Annotated in this window: 20 protein-coding genes and 1 tRNA gene; 7 read left to right on the forward strand and 14 right to left on the reverse strand. The window is 36.2% G+C overall.

Annotated features, from left to right (window positions below; all coding sequences use genetic code 11):
* Positions 1-71: 71 nt before the first annotated feature.
* A complete protein-coding gene (locus NPY00_RS00170) occupies positions 72-4,772 on the forward strand; it encodes an NAD-glutamate dehydrogenase (RefSeq protein WP_269020008.1) in 4,701 nt (1,566 codons plus the stop codon).
* 246 nt (positions 4,773-5,018) lie between these two features.
* On the opposite strand, the gene NPY00_RS00175 is transcribed toward NPY00_RS00170, so the two are convergent.
* From NPY00_RS00175 to NPY00_RS00185, 3 genes are read right to left on the reverse strand one after another with little or no spacing between them, the layout of a single operon-like run.
* Complete coding sequence (locus NPY00_RS00175; protein WP_269020010.1) at positions 5,019-5,774, reverse strand: glutamine amidotransferase; 756 nt, start codon at positions 5,772-5,774, stop codon at positions 5,019-5,021.
* 57 nt (positions 5,775-5,831) lie between these two features.
* Positions 5,832-7,403: a heme biosynthesis protein HemY gene (locus tag NPY00_RS00180; protein WP_269020011.1), complete on the reverse strand. Its 1,572-nt coding sequence runs from the start codon at positions 7,401-7,403 to the stop codon at positions 5,832-5,834.
* Between the two features lie 39 nt (positions 7,404-7,442).
* Entirely contained in the window at positions 7,443-8,741 is a 1,299-nt protein-coding gene (locus NPY00_RS00185; protein ID WP_329957987.1) for a COG4223 family protein, read from the reverse strand.
* A 436-nt stretch (positions 8,742-9,177) separates the two neighbouring features.
* Here NPY00_RS00185 and tsaD point away from each other — a divergent pair, with 436 nt between their 5' ends.
* Both tsaD and NPY00_RS00195 read left to right on the forward strand, forming a co-directional pair.
* Positions 9,178-10,272, forward strand: a complete 1,095-nt coding sequence (tsaD, locus tag NPY00_RS00190; RefSeq protein WP_269020012.1) for a tRNA (adenosine(37)-N6)-threonylcarbamoyltransferase complex transferase subunit TsaD — start codon at positions 9,178-9,180, stop codon at positions 10,270-10,272.
* A gap of 227 nt (positions 10,273-10,499) precedes the next feature.
* Positions 10,500-10,934, forward strand: a complete 435-nt coding sequence (locus tag NPY00_RS00195) for an EVE domain-containing protein (protein ID WP_269020013.1) — start codon at positions 10,500-10,502, stop codon at positions 10,932-10,934.
* Here the strand turns inward: NPY00_RS00195 and NPY00_RS00200 are convergent.
* Positions 10,926-11,489 (reverse strand): L,D-transpeptidase family protein, encoded by a 564-nt coding sequence (locus NPY00_RS00200; RefSeq protein WP_269020014.1) that lies wholly within the window; start codon positions 11,487-11,489, stop codon positions 10,926-10,928. The two genes, NPY00_RS00195 and NPY00_RS00200, sit on opposite strands and share 9 nt — an antisense overlap.
* Positions 11,490-11,557: 68 nt before the next feature.
* Between NPY00_RS00200 and NPY00_RS00205 the strand changes: the two genes are divergently transcribed.
* The gene (locus tag NPY00_RS00205; protein ID WP_269020015.1) at positions 11,558-12,241 is read left to right on the forward strand and encodes a response regulator transcription factor; all 684 of its coding nucleotides are present in this window, start codon (positions 11,558-11,560) and stop codon (positions 12,239-12,241) included.
* Between the two features lie 56 nt (positions 12,242-12,297).
* Here the strand turns inward: NPY00_RS00205 and NPY00_RS00210 are convergent, their stop codons facing one another.
* The 4 genes from NPY00_RS00210 to NPY00_RS00225 form a co-directional block, all read right to left on the reverse strand.
* Positions 12,298-13,032, reverse strand: a complete 735-nt coding sequence (locus NPY00_RS00210) for a class I SAM-dependent methyltransferase (RefSeq protein WP_269020016.1) — start codon at positions 13,030-13,032, stop codon at positions 12,298-12,300.
* Positions 13,033-13,300: 268 nt separating this feature from the next.
* The gene (locus NPY00_RS00215; RefSeq protein WP_269020017.1) at positions 13,301-15,718 is read right to left on the reverse strand and encodes a TIGR02302 family protein; all 2,418 of its coding nucleotides are present in this window, start codon (positions 15,716-15,718) and stop codon (positions 13,301-13,303) included.
* 123 nt (positions 15,719-15,841) lie between these two features.
* Positions 15,842-17,116, reverse strand: coding sequence for a diaminopimelate decarboxylase (lysA, locus tag NPY00_RS00220; RefSeq protein ID WP_269020018.1), 1,275 nt, complete (start codon positions 17,114-17,116; stop codon positions 15,842-15,844).
* A gap of 8 nt (positions 17,117-17,124) precedes the next feature.
* Positions 17,125-17,304 carry an LptM family lipoprotein gene (locus tag NPY00_RS00225; RefSeq protein WP_269020019.1) on the reverse strand — a complete coding sequence of 60 codons (180 nt, stop codon included), beginning with the start codon at positions 17,302-17,304 and terminating at the stop codon, positions 17,125-17,127.
* 336 nt (positions 17,305-17,640) lie between these two features.
* Here NPY00_RS00225 and NPY00_RS00230 point away from each other — a divergent pair, with 336 nt between their 5' ends.
* The gene (locus NPY00_RS00230) at positions 17,641-18,339 is read left to right on the forward strand and encodes a TlpA disulfide reductase family protein (RefSeq protein WP_269020241.1); all 699 of its coding nucleotides are present in this window, start codon (positions 17,641-17,643) and stop codon (positions 18,337-18,339) included.
* A 1-nt stretch (position 18,340) separates the two neighbouring features.
* Here the strand turns inward: NPY00_RS00230 and NPY00_RS00235 are convergent, their stop codons facing one another.
* The 6 genes from NPY00_RS00235 to NPY00_RS00260 form a co-directional block, all read right to left on the reverse strand.
* On the reverse strand, positions 18,341-18,850 hold the full coding sequence (locus NPY00_RS00235) for a YaiI/YqxD family protein (protein ID WP_442864017.1): 510 nt from the start codon (positions 18,848-18,850) through the stop codon (positions 18,341-18,343).
* Positions 18,847-19,701 (reverse strand): YihY/virulence factor BrkB family protein, encoded by an 855-nt coding sequence (locus NPY00_RS00240; RefSeq protein ID WP_269020022.1) that lies wholly within the window; start codon positions 19,699-19,701, stop codon positions 18,847-18,849. The genes NPY00_RS00235 and NPY00_RS00240 overlap by 4 nt, the downstream gene beginning before the upstream one ends.
* Before the next feature lie 194 nt (positions 19,702-19,895).
* The gene (gene holA, locus NPY00_RS00245) at positions 19,896-20,939 is read right to left on the reverse strand and encodes a DNA polymerase III subunit delta (protein WP_269020023.1); all 1,044 of its coding nucleotides are present in this window, start codon (positions 20,937-20,939) and stop codon (positions 19,896-19,898) included.
* Between the two features lie 4 nt (positions 20,940-20,943).
* A complete protein-coding gene (locus NPY00_RS00250) occupies positions 20,944-21,738 on the reverse strand; it encodes an ABC transporter ATP-binding protein (protein ID WP_269020024.1) in 795 nt (264 codons plus the stop codon).
* Complete coding sequence (locus tag NPY00_RS00255) at positions 21,731-22,627, reverse strand: ABC transporter permease (protein WP_269020025.1); 897 nt, start codon at positions 22,625-22,627, stop codon at positions 21,731-21,733. Before NPY00_RS00255 ends, NPY00_RS00250 begins: the two co-directional genes overlap by 8 nt.
* Before the next feature lie 46 nt (positions 22,628-22,673).
* The gene (locus NPY00_RS00260; protein WP_269020027.1) at positions 22,674-23,639 is read right to left on the reverse strand and encodes an ABC transporter substrate-binding protein; all 966 of its coding nucleotides are present in this window, start codon (positions 23,637-23,639) and stop codon (positions 22,674-22,676) included.
* Positions 23,640-23,846: 207 nt separating this feature from the next.
* On the opposite strand from NPY00_RS00260, the gene NPY00_RS00265 reads away from it, so the two are divergent.
* Positions 23,847-23,921: transfer RNA gene (locus NPY00_RS00265), tRNA-Gly, on the forward strand.
* A 612-nt stretch (positions 23,922-24,533) separates the two neighbouring features.
* Positions 24,534-25,355: a lysophospholipid acyltransferase family protein gene (locus tag NPY00_RS00270; RefSeq protein ID WP_269020028.1), complete on the forward strand. Its 822-nt coding sequence runs from the start codon at positions 24,534-24,536 to the stop codon at positions 25,353-25,355.
* Positions 25,356-25,382 lie beyond the last annotated feature (27 nt).

The raw sequence follows: 25,382 nt of genomic DNA on the forward strand, positions 1-25,382 counted from the left end.
ACAAAGGTTAACATCATGACCTACTCTTGTGAGGAGGACAGGTCGTCAAGAGGAAAAAAGGGGCAATTATTGTGTTAAAACAATGTGTAAAAAAAAATTACGATGAAATAGAACAAATCCTTTTCACTCATACAGATAGAGAAGATATAGTCTGTTACAAAAAAGAAGAGCTTCAAAAAGCTGCTGCTACCGCCACTGAAGCCTTTAACCAGCATAAAACAGAAGCAACAACAATTTGTTTTGACCATAATTTAACCCGTAATGGAAAGCCTATCACTGTTGTCACGCTTGTTAATGATAACAAACCTTTTCTGCTTGATTCTATTTTGAATGTCTTCAATCAACATACAAAGCACATTTATTTGATTGCTCATCCTATTCTCGATTGTGCTTCTGGACAACGAATCAGCTTAATGCAAATTCACATTGAACTTTTTGATGAACAAAAAACTAAAAAACTTAAAGATGAACTCTTTTTAGTGCTCGAACAAGTTAATGCTGCTGTGCAAGACTGGAACCCCATGCTTGAGGAAGTCAAAAAGCACATTCATGCCTATCAAACAAATCTGCCACAACATTACCAAAAAGAAGGTGAAAAAGCCGTTGAGTTTCTTAAATGGCTCATGGGCAATAATTTTATCTTCCTTGGAATGCGTACATATAATTTCACCCCAAATGTAGAACCTTCCAAAGCCTTCACAGCAGGAGATATAAAACTTGGTATTCTGACAGATGCTTCCATTCGTATTATTGGGGATGCCTGTGTAGAAGAGCCTCCTCAAGAAGTTTTATCCTTTATGGAAAGCAATAATCTGCTTATCGTAACAAAAGCCAATAGCCGTTCAAAAATTCACCGTCCCGTTTGGCTCGATTATATTGGCATTAAAATTTTTAATCAAAAAGGACATCTCAGCGGAGAATTGCGTATTGTAGGATTATTTACCTCTTCAGCATATACACGCTCTATTTTGCAAATTCCTTTCTTAAAAGATAAAGCTGAAACGATTATTCAACATCTTGGTTATAATCGAGCTGATTATTCTGGGAAAGCTCTTGTCAGTGTTCTAGAGACCTATCCAAGAGATGAAATGTTTCGTTCCAATGTCGACACATTAACTGAAAATGCCAAACTTATTCTACAACTAGATGAGCGCCCACGTTTACGTGTTCTTGCTCATACGGATCCTTTTGGACGTTTTGTTTCTATCCTTGTATATGTACCCCGTGACCAATATAGTGGGAAAATTCGCGAAAAGATCGGTGAACATTTAGCAGACATCTACAAAGGTAATTTTGTTGAATCCTATCCCCTTTTTTTAGAAAGCACACTGACACGTGTCCATTATACCATTCACTGTAAAAGAAATGAAAGCATCCCTTTTATTGAGCGTGCAACTCTTGAAAAAAATATTCGTTCTATTACTCAAAACTGGGAAGATAGTATTCAAACAGTGGCTCTTGCACGAAAAGCTACAGACCAGCAAACATTTCTTGCCAATCAATTCCCAAATAGTTATCGTGACTTATTTTCAGCAGAAAATGCCGTTGATGATGCGGGTCACATTCTAAGCCTTAATAATAAAAATCCTCTTTTTGTTACTTTTTATCCGACTCACAATACAGAAAAACACAGAATTGCTCTCAGATTATTTCACCGTTCTGAAGCTCTATCTCTTTCTAAGCGGGTTCCTCTTCTTGAAAATATGGGCTTTCGTGTTATCGCTGAACAAACCCTAAAGCTCCCAGATGGACACGGACACCATGTGTATCTTCATGACATGTTGTTAGAAAGTGCTTTCCAACTTCATGTTGATCTTGACAAAAACGGTTCAAAGTACGCTGAAACATTCGAAGCTGTTTGGGCACGCAACGCTGATAATGATGCTTTCAACGCTCTCACTCAAACAGCTCAGCTGAACTGGCGTGAAATTGTTATTTTGCGTCATTATGGACGTTATCTTCAACAAGCTGGGATACCGTACTCACAAGAACGTGTTGCTCAAACTTTAAACGACTATCCCGATATTACTCAAGATCTGTATGCTCTGTTTTATTTGAAGTTTCACCCAAGTCATACAGAAGAAGAAAGACAAAAGAATGAACAAATCATTCAACAACGCATCGAAGAAAAACTCCAAAAAGTACCGAGTTTAGATGATGATCTCATTTTGCGCCGTTATCGTAACCTTATCGCAGCAAGCTTAAGAACCAACGCTTTTACTCCTCTTTCAGATGGCAGCCCACGACGAATCTTAGCAACAAAATTGAATCCTCGTAAAATTGAAGATCTCCCTGAACCACGTCCATACCGAGAAATTTTTGTTTATGGCCCAGAAGTTGAAGGGGTTCATTTGCGTTTTGGTTCGGTTGCTCGTGGTGGTATTCGTTGGTCCGACCGCGCATTAGATTATCGTACAGAAGTCTTAAGTCTAGTTAAAGCTCAACAAGTTAAAAACTCGGTTATCGTTCCTGTTGGTGCAAAAGGAGGGTTCTATCCACATAATCTTCCTCAAACAAACGATCGTGCTCTTATAGCAGAAGCAGCACGGCAAGCTTATATTGATTATATCACAGCAATGCTCTCCATTACAGATAATCTAATCAATGGAAAAATAAGTGCGCCTCACAATGTGATTCGTCATGATGGTGATGATCCTTATTTTGTGGTTGCTGCTGACAAAGGAACGGCAACTTTTTCTGATACTGCAAATACCATTAGCCAAGCCAATCATTTTTGGCTCGATGATGCTTTTGCTTCTGGGGGATCTGCAGGTTACGATCACAAAGCCATTGGAATCACTGCAAAAGGTGCATGGGAAGCTGTCAAAAGACATTTTAGAGAATTGTTTAATCATGATATTCAAACAACACCCTTTACGTGTGTTGGTGTCGGAGATATGTCCGGTGATGTTTTTGGAAATGGAATGCTTCTTTCCCAACAAACAAAGCTTATTGCAGCTTTTGACCATCGTGACATTTTTATTGATCCAGACCCAAATATCGCTGAAAGTTACGCAGAACGCATGCGTTTATTTCAACTTCCTCGCTCAAGTTGGCAAGACTATGATAAAACCAAATTATCAAAAGGTGGAGGTATCTTCTCACGCACAGCAAAAACCATTACGCTTTCTCCCGAAGCAGCACAGGCTATCGGCTTTGAAAAACAAGAAGGAACACCTTTTGAAATTATATCTGCTATTTTAAAAGCACCCGTTGATCTTTTATGGTTTGGAGGCATTGGAACCTATATCCGTGCAACAACAGAAACCAATGCTCAAGTTGGTGATCGTGCCAATGATGCTCTTCGAATTACCGGTAATCAAATCCGCGCTAAAATTGTCGGAGAGGGAGCCAACCTTGGCATGACTCAACGAGGTCGCATTGAATATGTTCTGAATGGTGGACGCTGTAATACCGATGCTATTGATAATTCTGCAGGTGTTAATTGTTCTGATCTCGAAGTTAATATCAAAATCGCTCTTGCATCAGCATTGCATGCAAAAACACTTACTCGCGATGCGCGAAATGAACTTTTGAAAAATATGACTCCGCAAGTTGAACAATTAGTTCTTCGCAATAATTATCTGCAAACGCTTGCTCTTTCCCTCGCTGAAAGTCATAGCACTGTTGATTTACCTTATCAAATACGTTTTATGCATGATTTAGAGCAGAAAAAGCTGCTTGATCGTCATGTTGAAATTCTTCCTAGCGAACAAATCTTACGCCAAAGAATAACCCAAAACCAAGGTCTCATGCGTCCAGAACTTGCTGTTCTTTTGGCCTATGCTAAGCTAACTTTGCAAGAAGAAATTGCTCAAAATTCTATTGTTGATGATGCATATTTCAACACAGCTTTGTTGAGCTATTTTCCGACTCCAATGCAACAAAAGTTCGAAAAAGAAATCATTCATCATCAGCTACGCCGTGAGATTATCGCAACACTCATCGCCAATGATATTGTTAATCGCGGAGGAATTACTTTCATCAGTCGTCTGCAAGATACAACAGGACAAAAGATTGAAAATATCATTCGTGTCTTTATCGCTATCCGAGATGGTTTTGAAATTCCTCAATTGTCTGAACAAATTGATCGCCTTGATAATAAAGTATCTGGTCTTATTCAAAATAAATTCTACGCAGCAATTACTTCAATGCTCTTTGAAGCAACAAATTGGGGTCTGCGTAATATGGACCTTTCTTCATCATTAGAAGAGCTTGTATCAGCCATTAAAGAATCCCGTAGTCTTATTGAAAAGCAACTTATGCACTTCAACGAGAGTGGTATTAAACAAAAAATTGAAGAAAAAATGATACACTATAGTGAAGAAGGAGTCTCAAAAGAGATTGCAAAACAATTGGCTCTTCTCGATGTTGCATCTATGATTTGTGATATTTCTTTAGTCGCAAAGCAATGCAACAGCGACCTTATTAAAACCGCAAAAGTTTATTCTTCACTTTTCCAAACTATTCGCATCAATCGCATCAATGAAGCAAGTCAAACAATTCCCGTTATTGATTATTATGATAATATAGCTTTGAGCCAAGCAAAAGAGAACATTGCTGAGAACTTGCGTCAAATCGTGATAAAAATTCTCAAAAATTATGGTGAAAATAATGATCCTCTTGCAGCTTGGAGTACAGCAGAAAAAGATCAACTACATAATGTCATCAACCGAATTGGCGCCCTTATTGAAGGTGATCTCAATATTTCTCGCTTTACTTTTGCAGCCAGCATGATTGCTCAACTCACAAACTCTGCTTTCCAAGCTTAAAAGTAATAAAAGACGGCCAAATTTAAGAAAAACTTTTCCTCTCTTTATAAGAGATTTCATAAAAGATGCATTAAATTGGCCGTCTATTTATTTTGAAACTAAAAATAGACGATATTTTTTAAAGATCAAAATAGTCAAAATCATCCCTTCAACAGCTGAGCTGAAAAATATTTTTTCACTCTCAATCGACAAAACACACACAATAAAATTGTTTTTAAATGATCACATTAAACACAAACGCCATTTTTAATTTTCATAGGCCAAACAGCAGGGAGCACCAAAAATATGAAGCAGCATATTTTTGAACCATTTGCGTAAAGCGCGATCATAAACTAAACGACCTTCAAAGTGTGCAGAAACAGGTTGTGCTCCTTTTTCAGTTAATTTTTGAGCAGAACACACCACCAGACGCCGCATCATTGCTCGTGTAAATTCGGCATGAAATTGTATACCCCACGCATTATTTCCATAACGAAATGCTTGTGTAGGATAAAGCTGACCTGTTGCTAATAGAACAGCTTCTTTCGGCAAATCATAGATCCCTTCATCGTGAAACTGATACACCATTTCTGGCCACTCCATCAGAGCTTTTCCCTGTGATGTTGCTTCTAATGGATACCAACCAACTTCAACAAATCCATCATTTCTCGTATGCACACATCCACCGATATTGCGTGCTAACATTTGTGCTCCAAGACAAATTCCTAAAAAAGGTTTATTATTTTTCAGGGACAAAGAAATCCAATCAATTTCTTTACAAATATAAGCATCTTTATCATTGACACTCATAGGGCCCCCTAAAATAACAACGCCCGCATAATTTTCTAACGTATTTGGAAGTTTCTGACCAAAAATAGGCCGATAAATATCAAGAATAAAACCATTTTGTTGTAAAAATTGCCCCAAACGACCCGTGTATACAAATTGACGATGAAGAACTACCGCGATTCTTGGTTTGTTGTTTCTTTGCTGTTTACAAAAGCATTTTTCTACCAAAGACATTTTTTAACCAATCAATTGACCTCTCGAATGAAATTTGATTTATTTTAACCAAGTCATTCAATAATGTTTATTATAGCTCTTTCTCTTTAAATAACCCTCTTTCTTTTTTGATAAAGAGGTATCCTCTTCTATTTTTATTCCTGGATTATCAACATTTAAATGTATCGGATCTTGTATCTCTTTTTCCTGTTTCTCTATTTGAACTTCATTAGAAAATTCATCTTCCATAGGAAAAAAGACTTCAGATGGTTTATCTTCAATAAAAACAACTTTGTCTATACTATATTTTTTATATTCTTTTTTCAGTGCAATATTTTCAGCCTCTAATGTTACAGGAGGCAAACGAGGCGGAACTTTCCATTCAAAACAATCCAATCGTCCACTTATCGGAGAAACTGCTGCCCAAGAAGAAAAAAGAGTCCCTTCACAAATCCATGCTGGATCACGTTCCGCACGCAAAGCTAATGAAAGCCACTTTTTTACCAATCCTGGATCATTTCCTTGCACTTCTTCAATATCTGCCAACAATAAATAAACGCTTTCACGTGGATGAATTTGTAGTGCCTTTTGCGCTTGTTCTTTCGCTAATACCAATTCACCGGCATCTAAAGCAGCTTTGGCAATAAGAAACATTGATTCAAATGCATTTTCGTTATAGGCCGCTAATTTTTTAGCTTTTTTCAAACGCCCAACAGCTCCTTTTTCTCTTTCAAGATAGAGCATTCCTAAATCAGGATGAGGATTTTTTTGCCAAGCCTTAATAATCATTTTATCGGCTTTACGGACCTCTTTTAATTGATACAGAATATCTGCCGCAATCGTTATTATCGGTTCAAAATCTGGCATTAACTTATGTGCTTGCAAAATAGCGGTACGCGCCTCAACAGGATGCGTATCAAACAAATGAAGGGCTTTTCCACTTAACAAAACAGCATATGTACGGTTGTGTTCTTCTGTAAAACGAGCAGCGCGTGGTAAAGTTTTCTGTGTTTTTTTAAAAACCTCAAGCGCCTTATCCCATTGTCCTTCAGCACTTAAACGATCAAGAACAGCTTGGCTTGCCCACAAAAGAGCTGGAGACAAAGACAACGCTTCTTCTGCATATTGCTGTGCTGCATCATAAGCTTTTGCGTTCATTGCTTCACGAAACAAACCGTAAAGCCCAGCAAGTTTTGTTGAAGAATTTTCTCTCATTTCTTCATATAATTCAATGGCATCCTTAGAGTTTTTTTGCAAAAATAAAATTTGAGCCTGTAAAAGTTTTATTAATGGTTCATGATTTTTTGCTAAATATTTTAATGCTCGACCTTCCATTTTTTGTGCAGTTCCACAATCACCAGCAAAAACAGCAAGAAATCCTCGTGAAAGAGCTTCGCGACCCTGTTTTTGCTGTCGTGCATAAAAATAATTAGAAAGACCACTAGGAATAGAAAAAACAATTCCCAAAAACCACCATAAAAGCATAAATATTCCTAAAAGGAAAATAAAAGCACTTAAAAGAGTTAAAAGTGAAATTGTTAATCGATAATGTAAAAATGTTATCACTAAAACATCATTATGATTAGCAATCCATGCAAAAGCTGTACCTAGGATACATACAATAAAAATATAGATAAAAATACGTACCATTTTTGATCCTATTTACATATCCATTGCCTAAGAAGATTCTTATTGCACAGAAATTAACAGTTTCTGAAGAGCATTCTGCACAGCCAAATTCTGTTCAAGCTGACGCATAAAATCGATTGAAACATCTTGTGCATTTTGAGGCAATGTTTGCCATTCTGTTAAAGCTTTTTGATAATCACCGGCTTGAATAGCAACTTCCATCCGTGCCACAATTGCACCAAGCGTTGCTCCTTCAACATCTCCTATAGGTCGTGAAACAACCAAATTTTTTATCCACATCCATATTTGCTCAGAAAAACCAGCATCCGGCGCAGCAATATTTTGTGTACGAACAATCGTATCTGCAACATTTGCAAAATTAGCTGAAAGCCTAGCAGAAGTAGGAAGACCTGTATGGGCTGTTTTTTGTAATAAATCAAAACTTACATCAGAAGGAAGAACATTCTGTAGCATTTTCAATTCATCAACATAGGATCCACCACGATCCACGGCATTTTTTAACGCGTTGATCGCAATAAACTTTGCCGTTTTTGTTTCATCTTTCTGATGACTCTTTGCAGCAATTTCTTCTTGTATAGTGTTTAACTGCTGTTTTAAGACACTTAAATCATTGATATTATTTTGTCCAACAAGCAATACTTCATTCATCTCTTTTGAAATATTAACAAAAGTTTGCATATGCTCTTCAAGAGCAGCCACCTTTTCTTCTAAAATGGAAAAACTTTCCTTTTTTTCTTCTTTAAAAGATTTAACAGATTTCATAGCTTCAAATTCTTCGGTAAGCTGATCTACTTTTTCTGCTAAATTTGAAAGAATTCTTTTGTATTCTTCTTGAGAAGTTTTATCTTTTTGAAAAAATTTAACAGGTTGCGATGAAAAAGAGTGAAAAGCTTCTTTCAACGTCTCAATCTCTTTAGTAACATTCTCTATTTTGTCTTCAAACAATGGAAGAGAATTCCTATATCGTTCCACCACTTCTTTTAATTGTTTTCGTTCTACTTCAAATTCATGAAAAACACGCTCTTCCTTCATATGATGATGCACTCTGGAAGGATGCACTTTGGAAGAAGGAAAAAAACCAGATTTTTGAAGCCCTATTCCAAAACCTAAAGCAATAAAGCCACCGATAACGCCTGACATTAGTAAATAAACTTTAGAAATACAGGAAACTGTAGAAGTATTTTCTTCATAGGGCTTATTTTGTTTTTCTACCACAATTGAATCTGTTGAACTGTGTCTTGTTTCCTCTTCATCACTTTCTACAGTCTTATGTTCAATCACAGGCGCTTTACGACGACCACCTGTATAATGTGATTTTGCTTTCGGTTTTTCTGCCATAACTATCACCTTATATTTCTCACATCATTTTACAATAAAATAACAAAATGAAAGAAATTTTAATGAATTTTTTTTGAAAAATATTTTTTATGTGTCTTTTTTTTCATAAACAGCGCACAGAATAGTCTTTTTCTTCAAAGAGATACTTGTATGATACTTTTTTAAGCTTACTTCCAATCACAAATATGTATTTAAAAAATAGGATAAATACGCAATATGCATTGAAATATACTCAAAAAAAATCAATCTTTTTATATGATCTATGAGAGTATCATTGTAAAAGTTTCAAGAAGAGCACGATAAAATATCAATATTTGTATATATCTTCTTTATGTTTGCCAAAACTCATTTTAAGAAATCTCCTTTGCATCTTCATTTGTACATGATACGCACACTCGAAAGAATCTTTCAATTTAACGATAAGGTTTAGCCTAAAATGCGCCTATTGGGAATAGAAACAAGTTGTGATGAAACTGCTGCTGCTATTATTGAACATAATCCCAAAGGAAAAAGTCGTATCCTCTCCAATATTGTTTGGAGCCAAATTGAAGATCACGCTCCTTATGGTGGTGTCGTTCCAGAAATTGCCGCTCGTGCTCATGTCGAAATTCTCGATAGTCTCATTCTTAAAGCATTAACAGAAGCAAAACTAAAACTCAAAGACATTGATGGTATCGCAGCAACAAGTGGTCCTGGTTTAGTAGGAGGGCTTTTAGTCGGACTTATGAGTGCAAAAGCTCTAGCTCTTGCCACGGGAAAACCTTTTATTGCCGTCAATCATTTAGAAGGACACGCTCTGACAGCTGTTCTTACCCATAATGTTCAATTTCCCTATTTACTATTGTTAGTATCAGGCGGCCATACGCAAATGATTCTTGTTCATGATGTTGGCAATTATCAGCGTTTAGGAACAACAATTGATGACGCCTTAGGAGAAGCTTTTGATAAAACAGCAAAACTCTTAGGTCTTCCTTATCCTGGTGGTCCTTCACTTGAAAAAGCAGCTTTATCAGGTGATAAAAATCGCATTCCTCTTCCTCGACCTCTAAAAGGTGAAAAACGATTAGACTTTTCTTTTTCTGGTTTAAAAACTGCTGTTCGACAAGCCGCAACAGCTATGGCACCTCTCACAGATAAAGACATCGCTGATATTGCTGCAAGCTTTCAAGAAGCTGTTACTGATACCGTACAAGATCGCGTTAGTTTGGCTCTGCAAGAATTTCTTCGCCATTATCCTTTTTCTCAGAATCAAAAGAACCATTCTCCTGCTTTAGTTGTTGCTGGAGGTGTTGCTGCTAATCAAGCCATTCGTTCTACTTTACAAGAACTTGCTCATCAACACGGTTTTGAATTTATCGCTCCTCCTCTTTCTCTGTGCACAGACAATGCTGCAATGATTGCTTTTGCCGGAGCAGAACGATTAATACGAGGGCAAACAAGCTCTCTTGATATCGCTCCTCGTTCACGCTGGCCTCTCGATGAAAAAGCCACACCTTTAATTGGAGCAGGACGTCGCGGAACAAAAGCATAAAAATGATAACTGAATTTTCAAAATGCTTACTCTCAAATAAGACAAGAAAATAACACCATAAAAATTGCCTCCTACAATTTATGTTTTTATCAAACAAAAGCGCTTTTTATGACAATCTGTTAAGATAATTTAAATTCCAAATCGCTTTTAATAATGTTATTCAACCATTTGTTTTTTATTAAAAACAATCCGAAAACACATTCCAATGGACATCAAAAGGAACTTTCATGGCTTATTGGCTTTTTAAATCTGAACCCCAAAAATGGTCATGGGATATGCAAAAACAAAAAGGTGATTCCGGTGAAGAATGGGATGGTGTGCGCAATTATCAAGCACGCAATAATATGCGCGCTATGAAATATGGAGATAAAGGTTTTTTTTATCATTCAAACCAGGGTTTAGAAATTGTGGGCATTGTGGAGGTTTGCGCTGAAGCGCATCATGACACGACAACACTCGACCCGCGCTGGGAATGTGTCGATATTCGCGCAATTTGTGATATGCCAGTACCTGTTTCATTAAAACAAATCAAAGCCAATCCAAAACTCAAAAACATGGCACTCGTTAAAACCATGCGTTTATCAGTCCAACCTGTTGCAGAAGATGAATGGAAAGAGGTTTGCTCTATGGGTGGGATCAATAAAACAACACTTTTATCTTAAAACAATAATATTTGTTCGCTGATTAATATAAGGTAAAAGACGCTCCATATCATGACGAGAAAGTGCAATACATCCTGCTGTTGGCGCATAATCATGCCGTGCTAAATGCATAAAAATAGCGCTTCCTCTTGCCATTCTCCTCTCAGTAATATTCCAATCCAAAATAAGACCAATAGCATAAAGCCCATCATCACGTTGCATCTTTTCAGCACTTTTAGGATAAGGGAGACGCACCAAACGATTATAATTGGCATCACCACTCGCATCACACCAACCATCTTGTGCTCGAATGCGCCAAAAAGGCAAAGTTGAGCGTGGAAAAGAACGATAAAAAGTACTACGAAACCCTGCTAAACAACGCATAGATGCCAAAGGTGTCGCACCATCACCTTCACGTTTAAACGAAGAAATACCTGATCTTCCTAACGCACAAAAAAAACGATGCTGACCAATACAAACAATACCCCGTGCCTGTGTTCTCATTTGCCGACGAATAACTATAGTCGTAATACAAGTTTGTTTTTTATATAATTTCTTTTTTAATTTTACTTGCATCAAATACCATTTTTCATGAAACTCATTTCCACTTACGATAATGCAAACACGCTTTATAAGGAAAAAAAATGAATGATTATACTCTTTTAATTGTTGAGAATGATAATGATCTACGCCCTATTTTGGTAGAACAATTGCAAATTCATGAAGAATTTAAAGTGCTCCAAGCAAAAACAGCTGAAGGAGGAATTAAAATAGCACAAGAAAAAAATGTTGATCTGGCCATTTTTGATATCCAACTTCCTGATCTTGATGGGTATGAAGCTGTTAAAAAATTACGTACCCAAGGATTCCGCTCTCCCATCATCATGATCACTGATAATAATACAAATTGTGATACTTTTTTAGATCTAGAAAAAGGCGTCAATGACTATGTAACAAAACCTTTTCGTTTTGCAGTACTGTTAGCACGCATCCGCACTCAACTACGCCACCACGAACAAAATGAAGAAGCTGTTTTTCACATTTGTTCTTATACTTTTAAACCAGGGCAAAAACTTCTTCTTGATCAACATAATAACCCCATTCGTCTTACAGAAAAAGAAGCAGCGATTCTTAAATATCTTTATCACACCAAAAATCAAATTGTGAGTCGAGAAACACTCCTAAAGCAAATTTGGGGCTATAATGAGAATATTGTTACCCATACATTAGAAACACACATTTACCGCTTACGGCAAAAAATTGAAAAAGATCCTTTCAATGCACAAATTCTTATCACAGAACAAAACGGATATTATCTTAATCTCTAAGTTTTATCTGTAATTAATTTGTTCTCCCTCATTTTTTCTTTATAACAAAAATCATATTAAGAGGAAATATATTTCTCGCGAGTCTGTGGTGATAAAGCAGGAATAAAAATACGTCGCGACAAACGAGGCTGTACAAATAAACCTTGATAAATACGTTTTTGCGCTTGGCACATTAACAACCCGCCAAAATAAGGAAAAAGATGGCGTGCAAGTGGTTCATAAAAAAGTGAAAAGAATGGTGCCCCATACCGAGAAGAAGGAATATAATGGACAATTTCTTGGATTGGTCCAGCAATAAAATTTGTTTTTTCAAATAAGCGAATAACTTGCTGCCGACTATAAGGTTCTCCATAACCAAAAGGTGTGTGATCGTTTCGCGCCCAAAAACCAGAACGATTTGGAACAACAACAATCAAACGGCCATTAGGTGCTAAAACACGCCATATTTCCTTTAAAGTTTCATGTGAATTTTCCGTATATTCAAGCGCATGAACTAACAAAATACAATCAACTGAAGCATCAGGAAGAGGTAAATCCTCTTCAAAGACAAGTGCTGTAGCAACCTTATCCGAACAAGGCCAAGGCAAAGATCCTTGACGCGCAAGCATAAAAGCAAAACATTGCTGTGCACGTTCCCGCAATGCAGAAAGATAGGGAAGCGCATATCCCAAACCAATAACTTTTTTATCTGTAAGATCAGGCCAATACAAATTTAACTGGTCACAAAGCGTCGTCTGAACTCGTATACCAAGTGTAGAAGTATAAAAATCTCTAAGTGTGACTACGTCCAATTTAACGTCCCAAGTAAAAAAATTTTAAAGGCTACAATTTCTAGATACTCAACTTTATATGGATTCTTGTCTTTTCTCCACAAGAGGAAAAAATTTTAATATTCTATATTTTAACTCAAATGATTCCGAAAAAATCATAAAATAAACACAAACCTTCTCTTAAATAAATTTATGAGAAATATCTTTGCTTTACCCTGTTATACTGAGTACATTTCTCATCAAAACTTTTAACATCCTTGTTGCCCATCATAACGAGAACAATCGATAGCTAATTAAAGCGAAGAAGTCTTTCCAGATAATTTTTTTCTATTTCTGGAATATACTCATTTCCAAGACGTTTACGAATTTCTTCTAAAATTTTCTGCGCACGAATTCTATCACTTTCTTGCGGTAAAAATTGGTTTTCTTGATCTTGGCTCGTTTCTGTAGACAATGAACGCCCTAATGGATCTTTAGGCTCAGAAAAAGTCTTTTGATTATTGCCTGCTCTTTTAAGTTCTTCACGCATTTTTTTCAAAAGATTCTGTGCACCTTGTCGTAAAGCTTCTAAAGTCTCTGATTGATTTTGTATAGACATTTCATGATTCCCACGACCAAGAGCAGTCTTTGCAGAATTCATTTTCTTTTCTGCCTCTTTTAGAGCTTCACTTTGTTCAGTTCCTTGTAACGACAGCTCTTTTTCCAACACGGATAATTCAGACTGCAACTCAGCTTGCCGCTTTTTCAAAGCGTCACTTTTCTTTTTGGATATATTTGCTCCTCGTCTATTTTCCATTTCTAACTGATGCGTATCGTTAAGAATTTCTTGCTGACGACGCATTAAATCACCCAGTTGATCAATCTTTTCTTTCATTTGTGCTGTAGGATTATCTTCTTTATTTTCCATTTGACTGTTTCTGAAAACATGCAAATGATCAAGCACTTGTTCCATTTCAGCTAAAAGTTGTTCAGCCGCAGAAGAAAATCCTGTTTTTGCCATTTCTTCAATCGCATTCAGCTTTTTTTGTAAGGTATCTTCAGAAAGATTTTTTCCATTAAAATCACTATTTTCTAACATTTCTTGAGCCAAAGAATCGATATAATTATTCATTGCTTGGCGTAAATCCGCTATCAATCGTTCAATTTCTGTACTTGAAGCACCATGACGCAGCGCATCACGCAAAGCAGCTTGTGCTTGTTTTAATCTTTGTTGAGCAGATTCAATCTGATCTTCTTCAATTCCTAAAGCAATTTTCCATAAATAATGAACCACATCGCGTAATTGATCTTCCGTCTCTGCCAAAGAAAGCCTTGTCCATGCACTCTGTAATGCAAGAAAATGTGTTGAATTTTGCAGCCCCTCTTCTGGGCGTACCAGCAAAGCAGCAAGCATATCAAGAACATTCTCTCGCTTGGACGCATCAAGAGCTAATAAACGACGCTGTTCACTCACCGCACGTGCAACAGGATTCCCAAAAATACGCTGAGGTAACGTCATAATAAAAGTTTTACTGCGTCCTTGTTGACCAGCTCCATCTTCTGCCACCAGAGTAATTTTAACTTCTGAACCCGCCCATGGATGACTTGATACATCTTGTACCATTCGCGTTTTACCTTTTCCACCACGAGCTAAAAGCAGATTTATTTCAGGAGCTTTATAAAGAGAAAGGGCATTTTTATCTTGATCGAAAAGAGGATTTATTTCAACAAAAGCCTTTGTAACTCCATAATCATCATCCATTTCATACTGTAATTCTAATGAACCCGATAAAATCCGTCCTGGTTTTTCTAACCAATGAATTGTCGGAGATGTATCTTTAATAACCTGTAAATGCCATTGATGTTGTTTCTGCCGAGATAATACAGACAAATAAATTGAACGTTCTAACTTTGCTTCAAAATGAGTAATTGAATCATTTGAAGCTATTTTTTCACTTTTTTGAGACAATAAAACTGATTGTGCATTTTCTTCAGATACTGCTTTTACCGTAACATCCTTACCATTGACGACACGCACAATCAGGTTACTTCCTTCAGGTACCGTCAACAGTGTTTCTTCACGTTTTGTCAAATAAATAGGTGCAATCCCTGTATAAGAAGGTGGTGTAATCCACGCATCAACTCGTGTTGATGTATCATTTACCGCAAGATGTAAATCAAACACATCGGCCAAACGTCCTCCTGACGAACCGAAAGAAAAACTAAAAGCGCATACCCAAAGAAGCACAAATAAAGATCGGAGCGCCATAGGATCATAAAAAGCACTATTAGGATGGGCAAAACCAACGCGTAAATGACGTATTTTTTTTGCCATACGACGCTGATGTTCATGCCAAATAAAAGCACTCAAACCTTCTTCATCTTCAGAACATAAGTAATCTGTCTGAACACTTAAGGGCTGATTTTTAAGTCCACTTTTTTGTTCAATATAGCGATCAATATCTTTGACTGTAGGACAATGAAAACCATACAGTAGAAATAAACTCCCAACCATGGACAACAAAAAAAGACATAAAAGAAATAAATGCACCCAATAATTCAGGATGCTAAAAATGCCAAACCAGCTTACTGAACACAAAAGACTAAAAATGAGAAAAAATGGCAATAGTCGCGGCCATATTCGTTCATAACATAAAACGCACAAAGCCAAAATGCGCACATACAAAAGCTTTATTCTCGCAAAACTTTTGATGTCTTTATTCCTCATTGATCAATCTTTATCCTTCTTTATTATAATTTTTATAGCAGCTCATTAAAATTATAAGATCTCTTTAGTAATAAAAAAATAAATTGTTTCATCAAAATTAAGTCGAAATAAGACAAATAATCACTAACAATGCTCAATCCACTCAGGAATACGATCAAAACCTATTAATTGTGCATACTCAAAACGCGGACGAATAATTGCATAACGCGTCCCTTGAACCAAAATTTCTGGGATCAAAAGTCGGCTATTGTAGGTACTTGACATGACAGCACCATAAGCTCCAGTTCTTGTAATCGCTAAAAGATCACCTGTCATCAAAACAGGTAAAGAGTGATCCAATCCTAAATAATCACCCGTTTCACAAACTGGACCAACAATATCCGCCTGCATCAGCGGCGCATTTTCTGGAGTTTTCTTAACAGGCATCACATTTTGCCATGCATCATAAAGCGTTGGACGAATAAAATCATTCATCGCCGCATCCACAATAACAAAATTCCGTCCTTGTCCTTTTTTTAAATACACAACAGAAGTTACCAATACACCAGCTTCACCAACAATACTACGCCCAGGTTCTATGATAATGTTGATTCCTAAGGGGGCAATATGTTTCTTAACCACTGCTGCATAATCAACAGGAGATGGCACTGAATATTGCTCATTACCATACGAAATACCAAGTCCTCCTCCAATATCAATATGGGTTATTGGAAGACCTTCATTCCATAATTGACGGACAAAATCTGCGACAATAGAAAATGCATCTTCAAATGGTTTTAAATCACAAATTTGACTTCCAATATGCATATCCACGCCACAAACATGAATATTGGGCAATTGTGCTGCTTTTTTATATACATTCTGAGCTAATGATAACGGAATACCAAATTTATTCTCAGCTTTTCCTGTTGTAATTTTCTTATGCGTCTTTGCATCAACATCTGGATTAATACGCAATGAAACACGTGCTTTTTTAGAAAGCGCAACAGCGCGCGCTGATAATTGTTCAAGCTCTGGCTCAGATTCAACATTAAAACAATAAATATCCTGTTCAAGAGCAAAATCTATTTCTTTTACCGTTTTTCCAACACCAGAATAAACAATACGATGAGGCGGAATACCAACAGCAAGTGCGCGTCGTAACTCTCCTTCTGAAACCACATCCGCGCCCGCTCCATTGATTGCTAAAAGTCGTAAAACAGCCTGATTTGAATTCGCTTTAACAGCATAAGCAATCAAACTCGGCATATCTCGAAATGCATTTTGATAGTCTTTAAAAGCTGTAACCAGTGCACAAGCTGAATAACAATAAAAAGGCGTTCCAACATCTTGTGCAATTGCAGAAAGTGAAAGATCTTCAACGTGAAGCATATCCTGGTGATAAGAAAAAAAACGCATAAAAATCCCTACTGTATCAACCGATCGAGAACAAAAGACTTATCTGCTGTGCTCTTAGAAACTAATCCTTCATGCGAAGTCTCCACCACCGTTGAAACAGGTGGTAGCAATGCCCCTTTACGTCCACATCCAGCTATAATAAAGCAGTAAAAAAAGACAATCGCTAAACGTTTAAAAATTATTTTCATCTGTCTTTTTCTCTCATATTTTTTATGCATTTAAAATAAAAGCACTCAATCAATTACAAAATATTTTTTTCTATAAACAATTTTATAAAAATTTTCTGAAAGAGTTCTTCCATTAAAACGGCTGAAATTTTACATTGCAAAATGATTTCCATTTGCGCTAACATTGCACCATTAGAAAGTAAATATACAATATTTGTAGATAAAACTTTTGAGCAAAAATAATTAGAATATTAATTTCTTCTTTAACTGTAGAAAAATCCTTCTCAACTCAAACTGTTTTATAAATTTGACGTATTATTTGTTGTACGCTGAAAGCAACACACTTAGGATAAAATGATGATTTCTCAAATTCTTGCTCACTTTCAAATTCAAAAGAAAACAATTCAATACTTCATCGCATTTTCGCTTATTTTTTTTGGTTCATACTCAATAATAAACCACAATGAAAAAATAATAGATTTGTCTTTTAACTTTATTTCAGAAGCAAAAGCACAAGAAATTAACACCCAAAAAACACAAGCAGAAAAAATAATGGTCATAAAAAAAGCAGCTAAAGGCTTTTTTACTTATCTCCGCTTTGCTGATACACCTTATAATACAAACCAACTTTCTTTTAAAGATCTTCACGGTACAGATCATATACTCGCTGAATTTAATGGAAAACCGATGCTCATCAACCTATGGGCTACATGGTGTGCACCATGCCGTGCAGAAATGCCAGAACTGGCACAATTAAAACGTGATATGGGCGAAGAAAACTTTGATGTCATGGCGATTAACGTTGATAAAGCAGCTTCTCCTGAAAAAATTCAAGATTTTCTCCAAAAGGTACACGCAGATAATTTAGTTTACTACCGTGACAAAACAATGAATATCTTTAGAGACATCCGAAAACAAGGATTGGCTGTAGGATTACCCGTCACACTTTTAATCGATAAAAATGGCGATCTCATTGCATCATTCAATGGCGCAGCTCCATGGAACAATGATGATGCTAAGGCATTGATAAAAACTGTTATTAAAGAAACACAATAGCTTAATAGCCGCGCCTTTTTAAACGTTGTATTGTTAAATCCAATGCCGATAAAAAAGAAGAACGGTCTTTACGACAAAAAGGGCGAGAACCTCCTATAAAATTTCCTTGTTCTCGCAAACTTTCCATGAGATTGCGTATCGCTAAAGCTTGACCAATAGAATTTTTATCAAAAATACGACCGACTGGTGAAATACATGCTGCTCCAGCCTGAACAACTTGTGCTGCTAAAGGAATATCACTTGTGATGACAATACTCGCTTCATGCACATGTTTCACAATCCAATGATCAGCACAATTTAGTCCTTTAGGAACAATCACTCTTTCAAGAAGCATATTATTGGGAAGAGAAAAAAAATGATTTGCGACAACAAATGTTTTAAGCTGATAACGATCCATAACGCGATAGATTTCATCCTTTACAGGACAAGCATCCGCATCAACAAATAAAGTGATAGGAAGTTTTTTATGTTTGCTTTCACCTTTACTTGTATTCAAAAAAAATTCTTTCATTCATCTGAATGTTGCACATTCTCACGATAAAACATAATTGCCGCATTCATTTCGCCCCCCAGAATGAAAATTGCACTTAACATATAGAGAAAAATGATTGCAACCATAATGGAAGTCAATCCTGCATAGGTTGAGGTATAATTAAACATTGTTAAATATTGAGCAAAAGCAATTGAAGCCACAAGCCAAAAAAACATTGTTATCACAATTCCTGGAAAAACATCTATAAATTTTCGTTTTCCTGCCGGCAACCATTTGTGAACAACTAAAAGGCTTATAAATAAAACAATCATCGCAATCGTATAACGCCATAAACGTATTATACCAATATATTCAACAATAAAGGGAAAATGTTTTTGCATAATTCTAATCAACAAAGGTGCCAAAACCAATAAAAAACTGATCACAACAAGACCAATCGCTCCCACAATCACAAAAAACAAACTTTGAAAACGACAAAAAAATACACTCCGCCGATCAACAACACGATAAGCTCTATTCAAAGCTGTCCGTAACGCTTCCACTCCATTAGAAGCAAAATAAGCTGCTCCAATAGCAGAAAGTGTTAACAAATCTCTACGTTGAGTCATTAAAACATTGATAATTTCTTTTGATAAAGGCTCTGCAATCGCATCTGGTAATAATTGCACAAGCGCACCAATTTTTTGTGGTGTATTTTTAAATGCTCCTAAAAAACTCGCAACAGAAGTTCCAAAAATAAAAAAAGGAAAAAACGCTAAAAGCCCTGAAAGAGCAACATGACTTGCAAAAGCACTCCCATTATCACGCCAATAATGACTTACAGCATTAACAACAATGCGATAACTATACCAAAACATAACTTTTACCACATTTTCATACCTTCTAGAGATATTGTTTTAATTTATTCCAAACTCTATAAAAGTTATCTAAAATTCATAAATGGAAGCCTTTTGGTATAAAAACAGATGTATTCTAAAGAATAATCATGAATAGGGTCAAGTTCTTAAAATGCCTAAGCCCTAATCAATTTGAATCAATCCACAGATTGCACAAATTCTATATTTTAAGATGCTTTTTGACGCTGTGCAGTCACAGCTAAAGCTAATAAAGCTTGACGAATAATCGCTTTACTCAAAAATGGATTTTTACGACTTTCTAAAACAGCACATTGAATTCTTTCCATCGCAGAAGCAATTTGTTCTAATTTCCAATATCTCAAAGCACTTTCAACGGTTTTTCTTCGCTGAAAAAAAATGGGTGGTCGCGCTTGAGAAATAACTGCAAAAGCAGATTTTCCTTCAACCTCCACTTGATAACGCAAAAGCTGTAACTGTTGAAAATGTCTTTGTGCAGCGCTTAAGATAAAAAAAAGTGCACTTTGTGTTATCGCATATCGGCGAAAAGAAGCATCAAAACCAGTAACATCTCCCAATAAAATAGCATCAATCACTTCATCTTGAGAAAAAGCGCTCACATTACTCACGACAGCTCTGACATCCTCAAGAGTAATATGTTTTTTATCTAAAGTACAAAGGCACAGTTTTTCCAATTCGCTTCGCGAAACAAGATGATCTCCTCCTAAATTTTCATGTAACCACTGACGCGCTTCTACAGAAAGAGTCATCTTAAAAAAATTCAAAACCTCATTAATTAATACATCAAGAGCATCAAAATCATCTGAATAACAAGGCAAAGCTATTGCTGTTGATGCTGTCTCAATAAGACTGCGCAACCCTGTTCCTTTTTTCAAATCCTCTGCCTCAATTAAAATAAAACTTTTTTGAGGAGGCTCTTTAATTAAAATTTTAAGTGCAGCAAGAAATCCTTTTTGGTTAGCTCCATTCGATATCCATATTAAACGATCTCCTCCCAAAAACGATAAAGTATGCGCTTCATCGCCTAATCGTGCGGGATCTTTATCAATTTCAGTTGCATCCAAACGAACAGTCGAAAAAGGATCTTCTACCGAGATCTGTGTCAATTTAACGAAACGCCGTGCACGCTCACAAACAAGACCACGATCAGGCCCATAAATTAAAACAATAGGAAAAGAGCGCGAAAAACGCGTTAAAAAAGCATCAACTTCATGCGCTTTTTTTTGAGCCAAAACTTTAATCCATTAAAAGTTCATCATCATCGAGAGCTTCTCCGCGAACTTTTTGAAACATAGCAATTAAATCATTCACATGTAAATTTTTACGTTCTTCTTGATGTACATCCAAAATAACACGTCCCCCATGCAACATCAATGTACGATCTCCATGATCAAGTGCTTGGCGCATAGAGTGCGTCACCATCATAGTTGTTAGTTTTTTTTCTTTAACAATTTTTTCTGTTAAATTCATTACAAAATCAGCCATTCCCGGATCAAGCGCTGAGGTATGTTCATCAAGTAATAAAACATCTGCACGCGCTAAAGTTGCCATCACAAGGCAAATTACCTGACGTTGTCCACCCGATAAACTATCCATGCGGTTATGCATGCATTTTTCAAGGCCAAGACCCAATTGAGCAATCTTCTCTCGAAAAAACTCTTTATTTTCGCGCGTTAAAGCTAGACGAAAACCCCGTTTATGCCCCCTAAGAGTAGCAAGCGCTAAATTTTCTTCAATGGTCAAAGCACCACAACTTCCCATTAATGAATCTTGGAAAACACAAGCAATCCTTTCTGCTCGTTCGCTTACCGACTGGCGAGAAATATTATGCCCATTGATAATGATTTGTCCTTTTGTCGGAAGAATAGCTCCTGCTAAAACACTCAATAATGTTGATTTCCCAGCACCATTAGACCCAATAATCGTAACAAAACTTCCTTGATCAATTTTGAAGTTAATATCAATCAAAGCTCGTTTTTCTAAAGGTGTTTTTGGCTTAAAAGTAACCTCTACATGAGAAAACTCAATCATGTCTACGTCTTTCTAAATAGCGCGGCACCACAAGAGCCAAAACAACTAAAAGTGCTGTAATTAATTGAAGATCTGTCGACGGATCAATTCCAAGTCCCCCTATTTCAAATGCAAATTGAACCGCAACACGATAAAGAACAGAGCCTACAATACAGCTAACAATAATCCAAAAAATACTTCGCGTCCGAAACAAAGTTTCACCAATAATAACAGCAGCTAGACCAAAAACAATTGTCCCAATTCCACCTGTAATATCTGTCGCTATTGCTGTTTGAATATAAAGAGCTCCTCCAAGTGCAACACACGCATTTGAAAGACCCATCCCAAAATAAATCAATGCAGATGTATGAATTCCTTGTGCTGTCGCCATCCGTGAATTAGTACCCATAGCTCGCATAGCAAGACCGAGTTCACTCACTAAAAAGCGCCAAACAAAAAAAGCAACAACAAGCAAAATAAAACCAACAAAAAGAGGACGCACAAATATATCTGGTAAACCAAACAAACCATAAAAAGGTGTTAAAGCTGTATCAGAAAGCGCTAAATTAACATTTGCTCCTCCTGTAATTCCCATAATACGCAGATTAACCGTATAAAGTGCTGACATTGTTAAAATTGAAGCTAAAAGATTTAAAATACCAAATTGCAAATTTAACAAAGCCGTTAATAAACCAGCCATCATTCCTGCAGCAAAAGCACACGCCATAGCAATCCACGCATTAAAACCCAAAAGAATCAAAACACCACACACACATGATCCAAGAAGAAACGAACCATCGACGGTTAAATCAGGAAAATCCAAAACGCGAAATGAAAGATAAACACCAAGAGCAACAAATGCGTAAATAAGGCCTAACTCTACAGCTCCAGAAACAGCGAATATATTCATAAGATAATAGCCTATATAAAAACTTAAGATACTTATTAATGGAAATCTATTGAAGAACTTTCACTGCAGATTCAAGAACTGTTTGCGGTATCATCACACCAATTTGTTTGGCTACCTTCATATCAACCATCATATTGTTGTTATTGACACGTACCACATCAATATCCCCTGGTTTTTCACCTTTTAAAATACGCAAGATCAATTTTCCAGTTTCAATCCCCATATCATAATAATCTACACCCTGCGTTATGAAAGGGCCACGCCCAATAGTATCAGAATCAGCAACAAATAAAGGCGTTTTTGTTTCAAGAGCAACCTTTGCGGCTCCTTCTAAAACAGATACAATCGTATTGTCTGTAGGAACAAAAATAACATCTACCTTACCGATTAAGGCACGTATTGCAGCTTGAACATCGGAAGATTTTGCTGCTGATGAAGGAATAACATCCATTCCAGCACCATCCGCCAATTTTTTTAAAACCTTAAAAGTTGAAACAGAATTAGCTTCTGATGCATTATACAGATAACCTATTTTTTTCAACTCTGGTTTTACTTTTTGTAACAGCTTAAGATTTTCTGCAATATCTGTATAATCAGAAACTCCTGTCACATTGCCTCCAGGCTTAATTAACGAGGGAACTAATTTTGCTTCAACAGGATCAAAAACTGCAGCAAAAACAATGGGAATTTTTTTTGTCGCAGCTGACATCGTTTGCGCTGAAGGTGTACTAAGCGCGACAATAACATCAGGTTTTTCCCCTGCAAATTTCCGTGCAATCTGAGTTGCTGTAGTAATATTTCCTTGTGCTGATAAAAAGGTTATTTGTAAATTTTCACCATTTTTATAACCGCTTTCTAACAGAAAATCTTCCATTCCTTTACGAATTGCATCTAAAGAATTATGCGCGATAATTTGAGTAACAGCTATTTTTACTCGATCTTCAGCTTTTGCAAAATCATTTATTATAAAAGAAAATACAACAGCAAAACATACACTTACTATTTTCAACACTTACTATCTTACCCTTATTGATGAAAAATACAGGCAGTATCCCATTAAGCGGCAAACCTATTAAAGAGCACTCTAAAAATCAATATTTATTTCCATTTTTTAACATTGAAAAAATAAATCACAAAAAATAATATTTTTTTGTTGCAATTCTGATAAGCCTACGCCATACAGACAATGCGTGAGACAGAATTTGTTTCAAATCGGTGAGCGGGTGTAGCTCAGGGGTAGAGCACAACCTTGCCAAGGTTGGGGTCGTGGGTTCGAATCCCATCGCCCGCTCCATTTTTTAATTTGTTGTTATGCAAATTGGCGTTAGAAATTTTCTATGAGAATATTTCGATTTTCTCTATTATAAGAAAGTCAATTGAATTCTGTTCTTCTCAAAAAAAATTGAGATAATTTAAAGTATTTTTAAAGCAGTTTATTGCTTCTTTAACTGCCAAACTTTATGAACGAAAATAGCACCTTTTTAATAAAATGGAATCTTGTTCTATAAATTACTCATAGTTATAAAACATGGTAATTTTTTATAAATCGTAATAACAATTTTGTCATGCAGTTCAGCTGTAAAACTTAATATCTTATGCTTATTTGCATATTTCAAAATAATTCAATGAATAAAAATATAATGTAGAAAATACGGATATTGCTATTCATGTTTACCACACTCACTATCAGGGATTGTTATGATCAACACAAGATTACAATTTCAATAAAAATTTGAGAAATAACAACGAAGAGAAATGGCAAAATAAAAAACTTGTTTTTAAGTATTTATGATGTCATCAATTGTTTTGTATTATATTTTAAACATTTAAAAATAAATAACTGAAAAATATAAATAAAGATATTTTTCAGGTATAACTGATTTATACAATAAGGTTTTTAGCAACCATGAAACAGAACAATGTCGTGCTTGTTTTTCGTTCTCTTCTTTTTACATTAGTTTTTTACATTGCAACCTTTTTACAAATGATTCTTTATGCCCCTTTTTATTTTTTAATGCCGCGTAAAAAAGCATGGATTGTTCCAAAAACATGGGCGCGCATCACTCTTTTTTTGCAAAAATACATCGCTGGCACAAACTACGAAATCGAAGGTTTAGAAAACTTACCCAAAGGGGCTTATATTGTCGCGCCTAAACATCAATCTGCATGGGAAACTTTTAGCCTTGTTCCTTATTTAGATGACCCTGTTCTCATTATAAAGCGCGAACTCATGTGGATTCCCTTTTTTGGCTGGTACATGGCAAAAACACAAATTATTCCGATTAACCGAACAAGCCCTATTAAAGCGCTGAAAACCATCATACAAATTGCAAAACAAAAAGCAAAACAAGGCCGACAAATTTTAATCTTTCCTGAAGGAACTCGTCGACAACCCGGCCAAGAACCAGACTATAAACCGGGTATTCTTGCGCTCTACAACGAACTCGGACTTCAAGTTGTTCCCATTGCTCACAACGCCGGTTTATATTGGCCACGAAATAATTTTCGCCGCTACCCAGGCACAATCCGCGTTCGTATTCTTCCTCCCATAGAGGCAAACTTAAGCAAAAGTGATTTCCGCGAAAAACTCATCAAAAAAACAGAGGAAGCTTGTGACGAATTGCTTTTATTAGCTGCAAAAGACTCAACTCCTCCACCAATGCCACCTTCTGCCGTTAAAAGACTTCAAACACTCGGCTATCATTGGGAAGGTCCTATCCGTGATTAAATTTTATCTTTGATTTAACGGATATGT

Origin of the sequence: Bartonella sp. F02 (genome assembly GCF_026929975.1) — a bacterium.
Taxonomy (GTDB): Bacteria; Pseudomonadota; Alphaproteobacteria; order Rhizobiales; family Rhizobiaceae; genus Bartonella.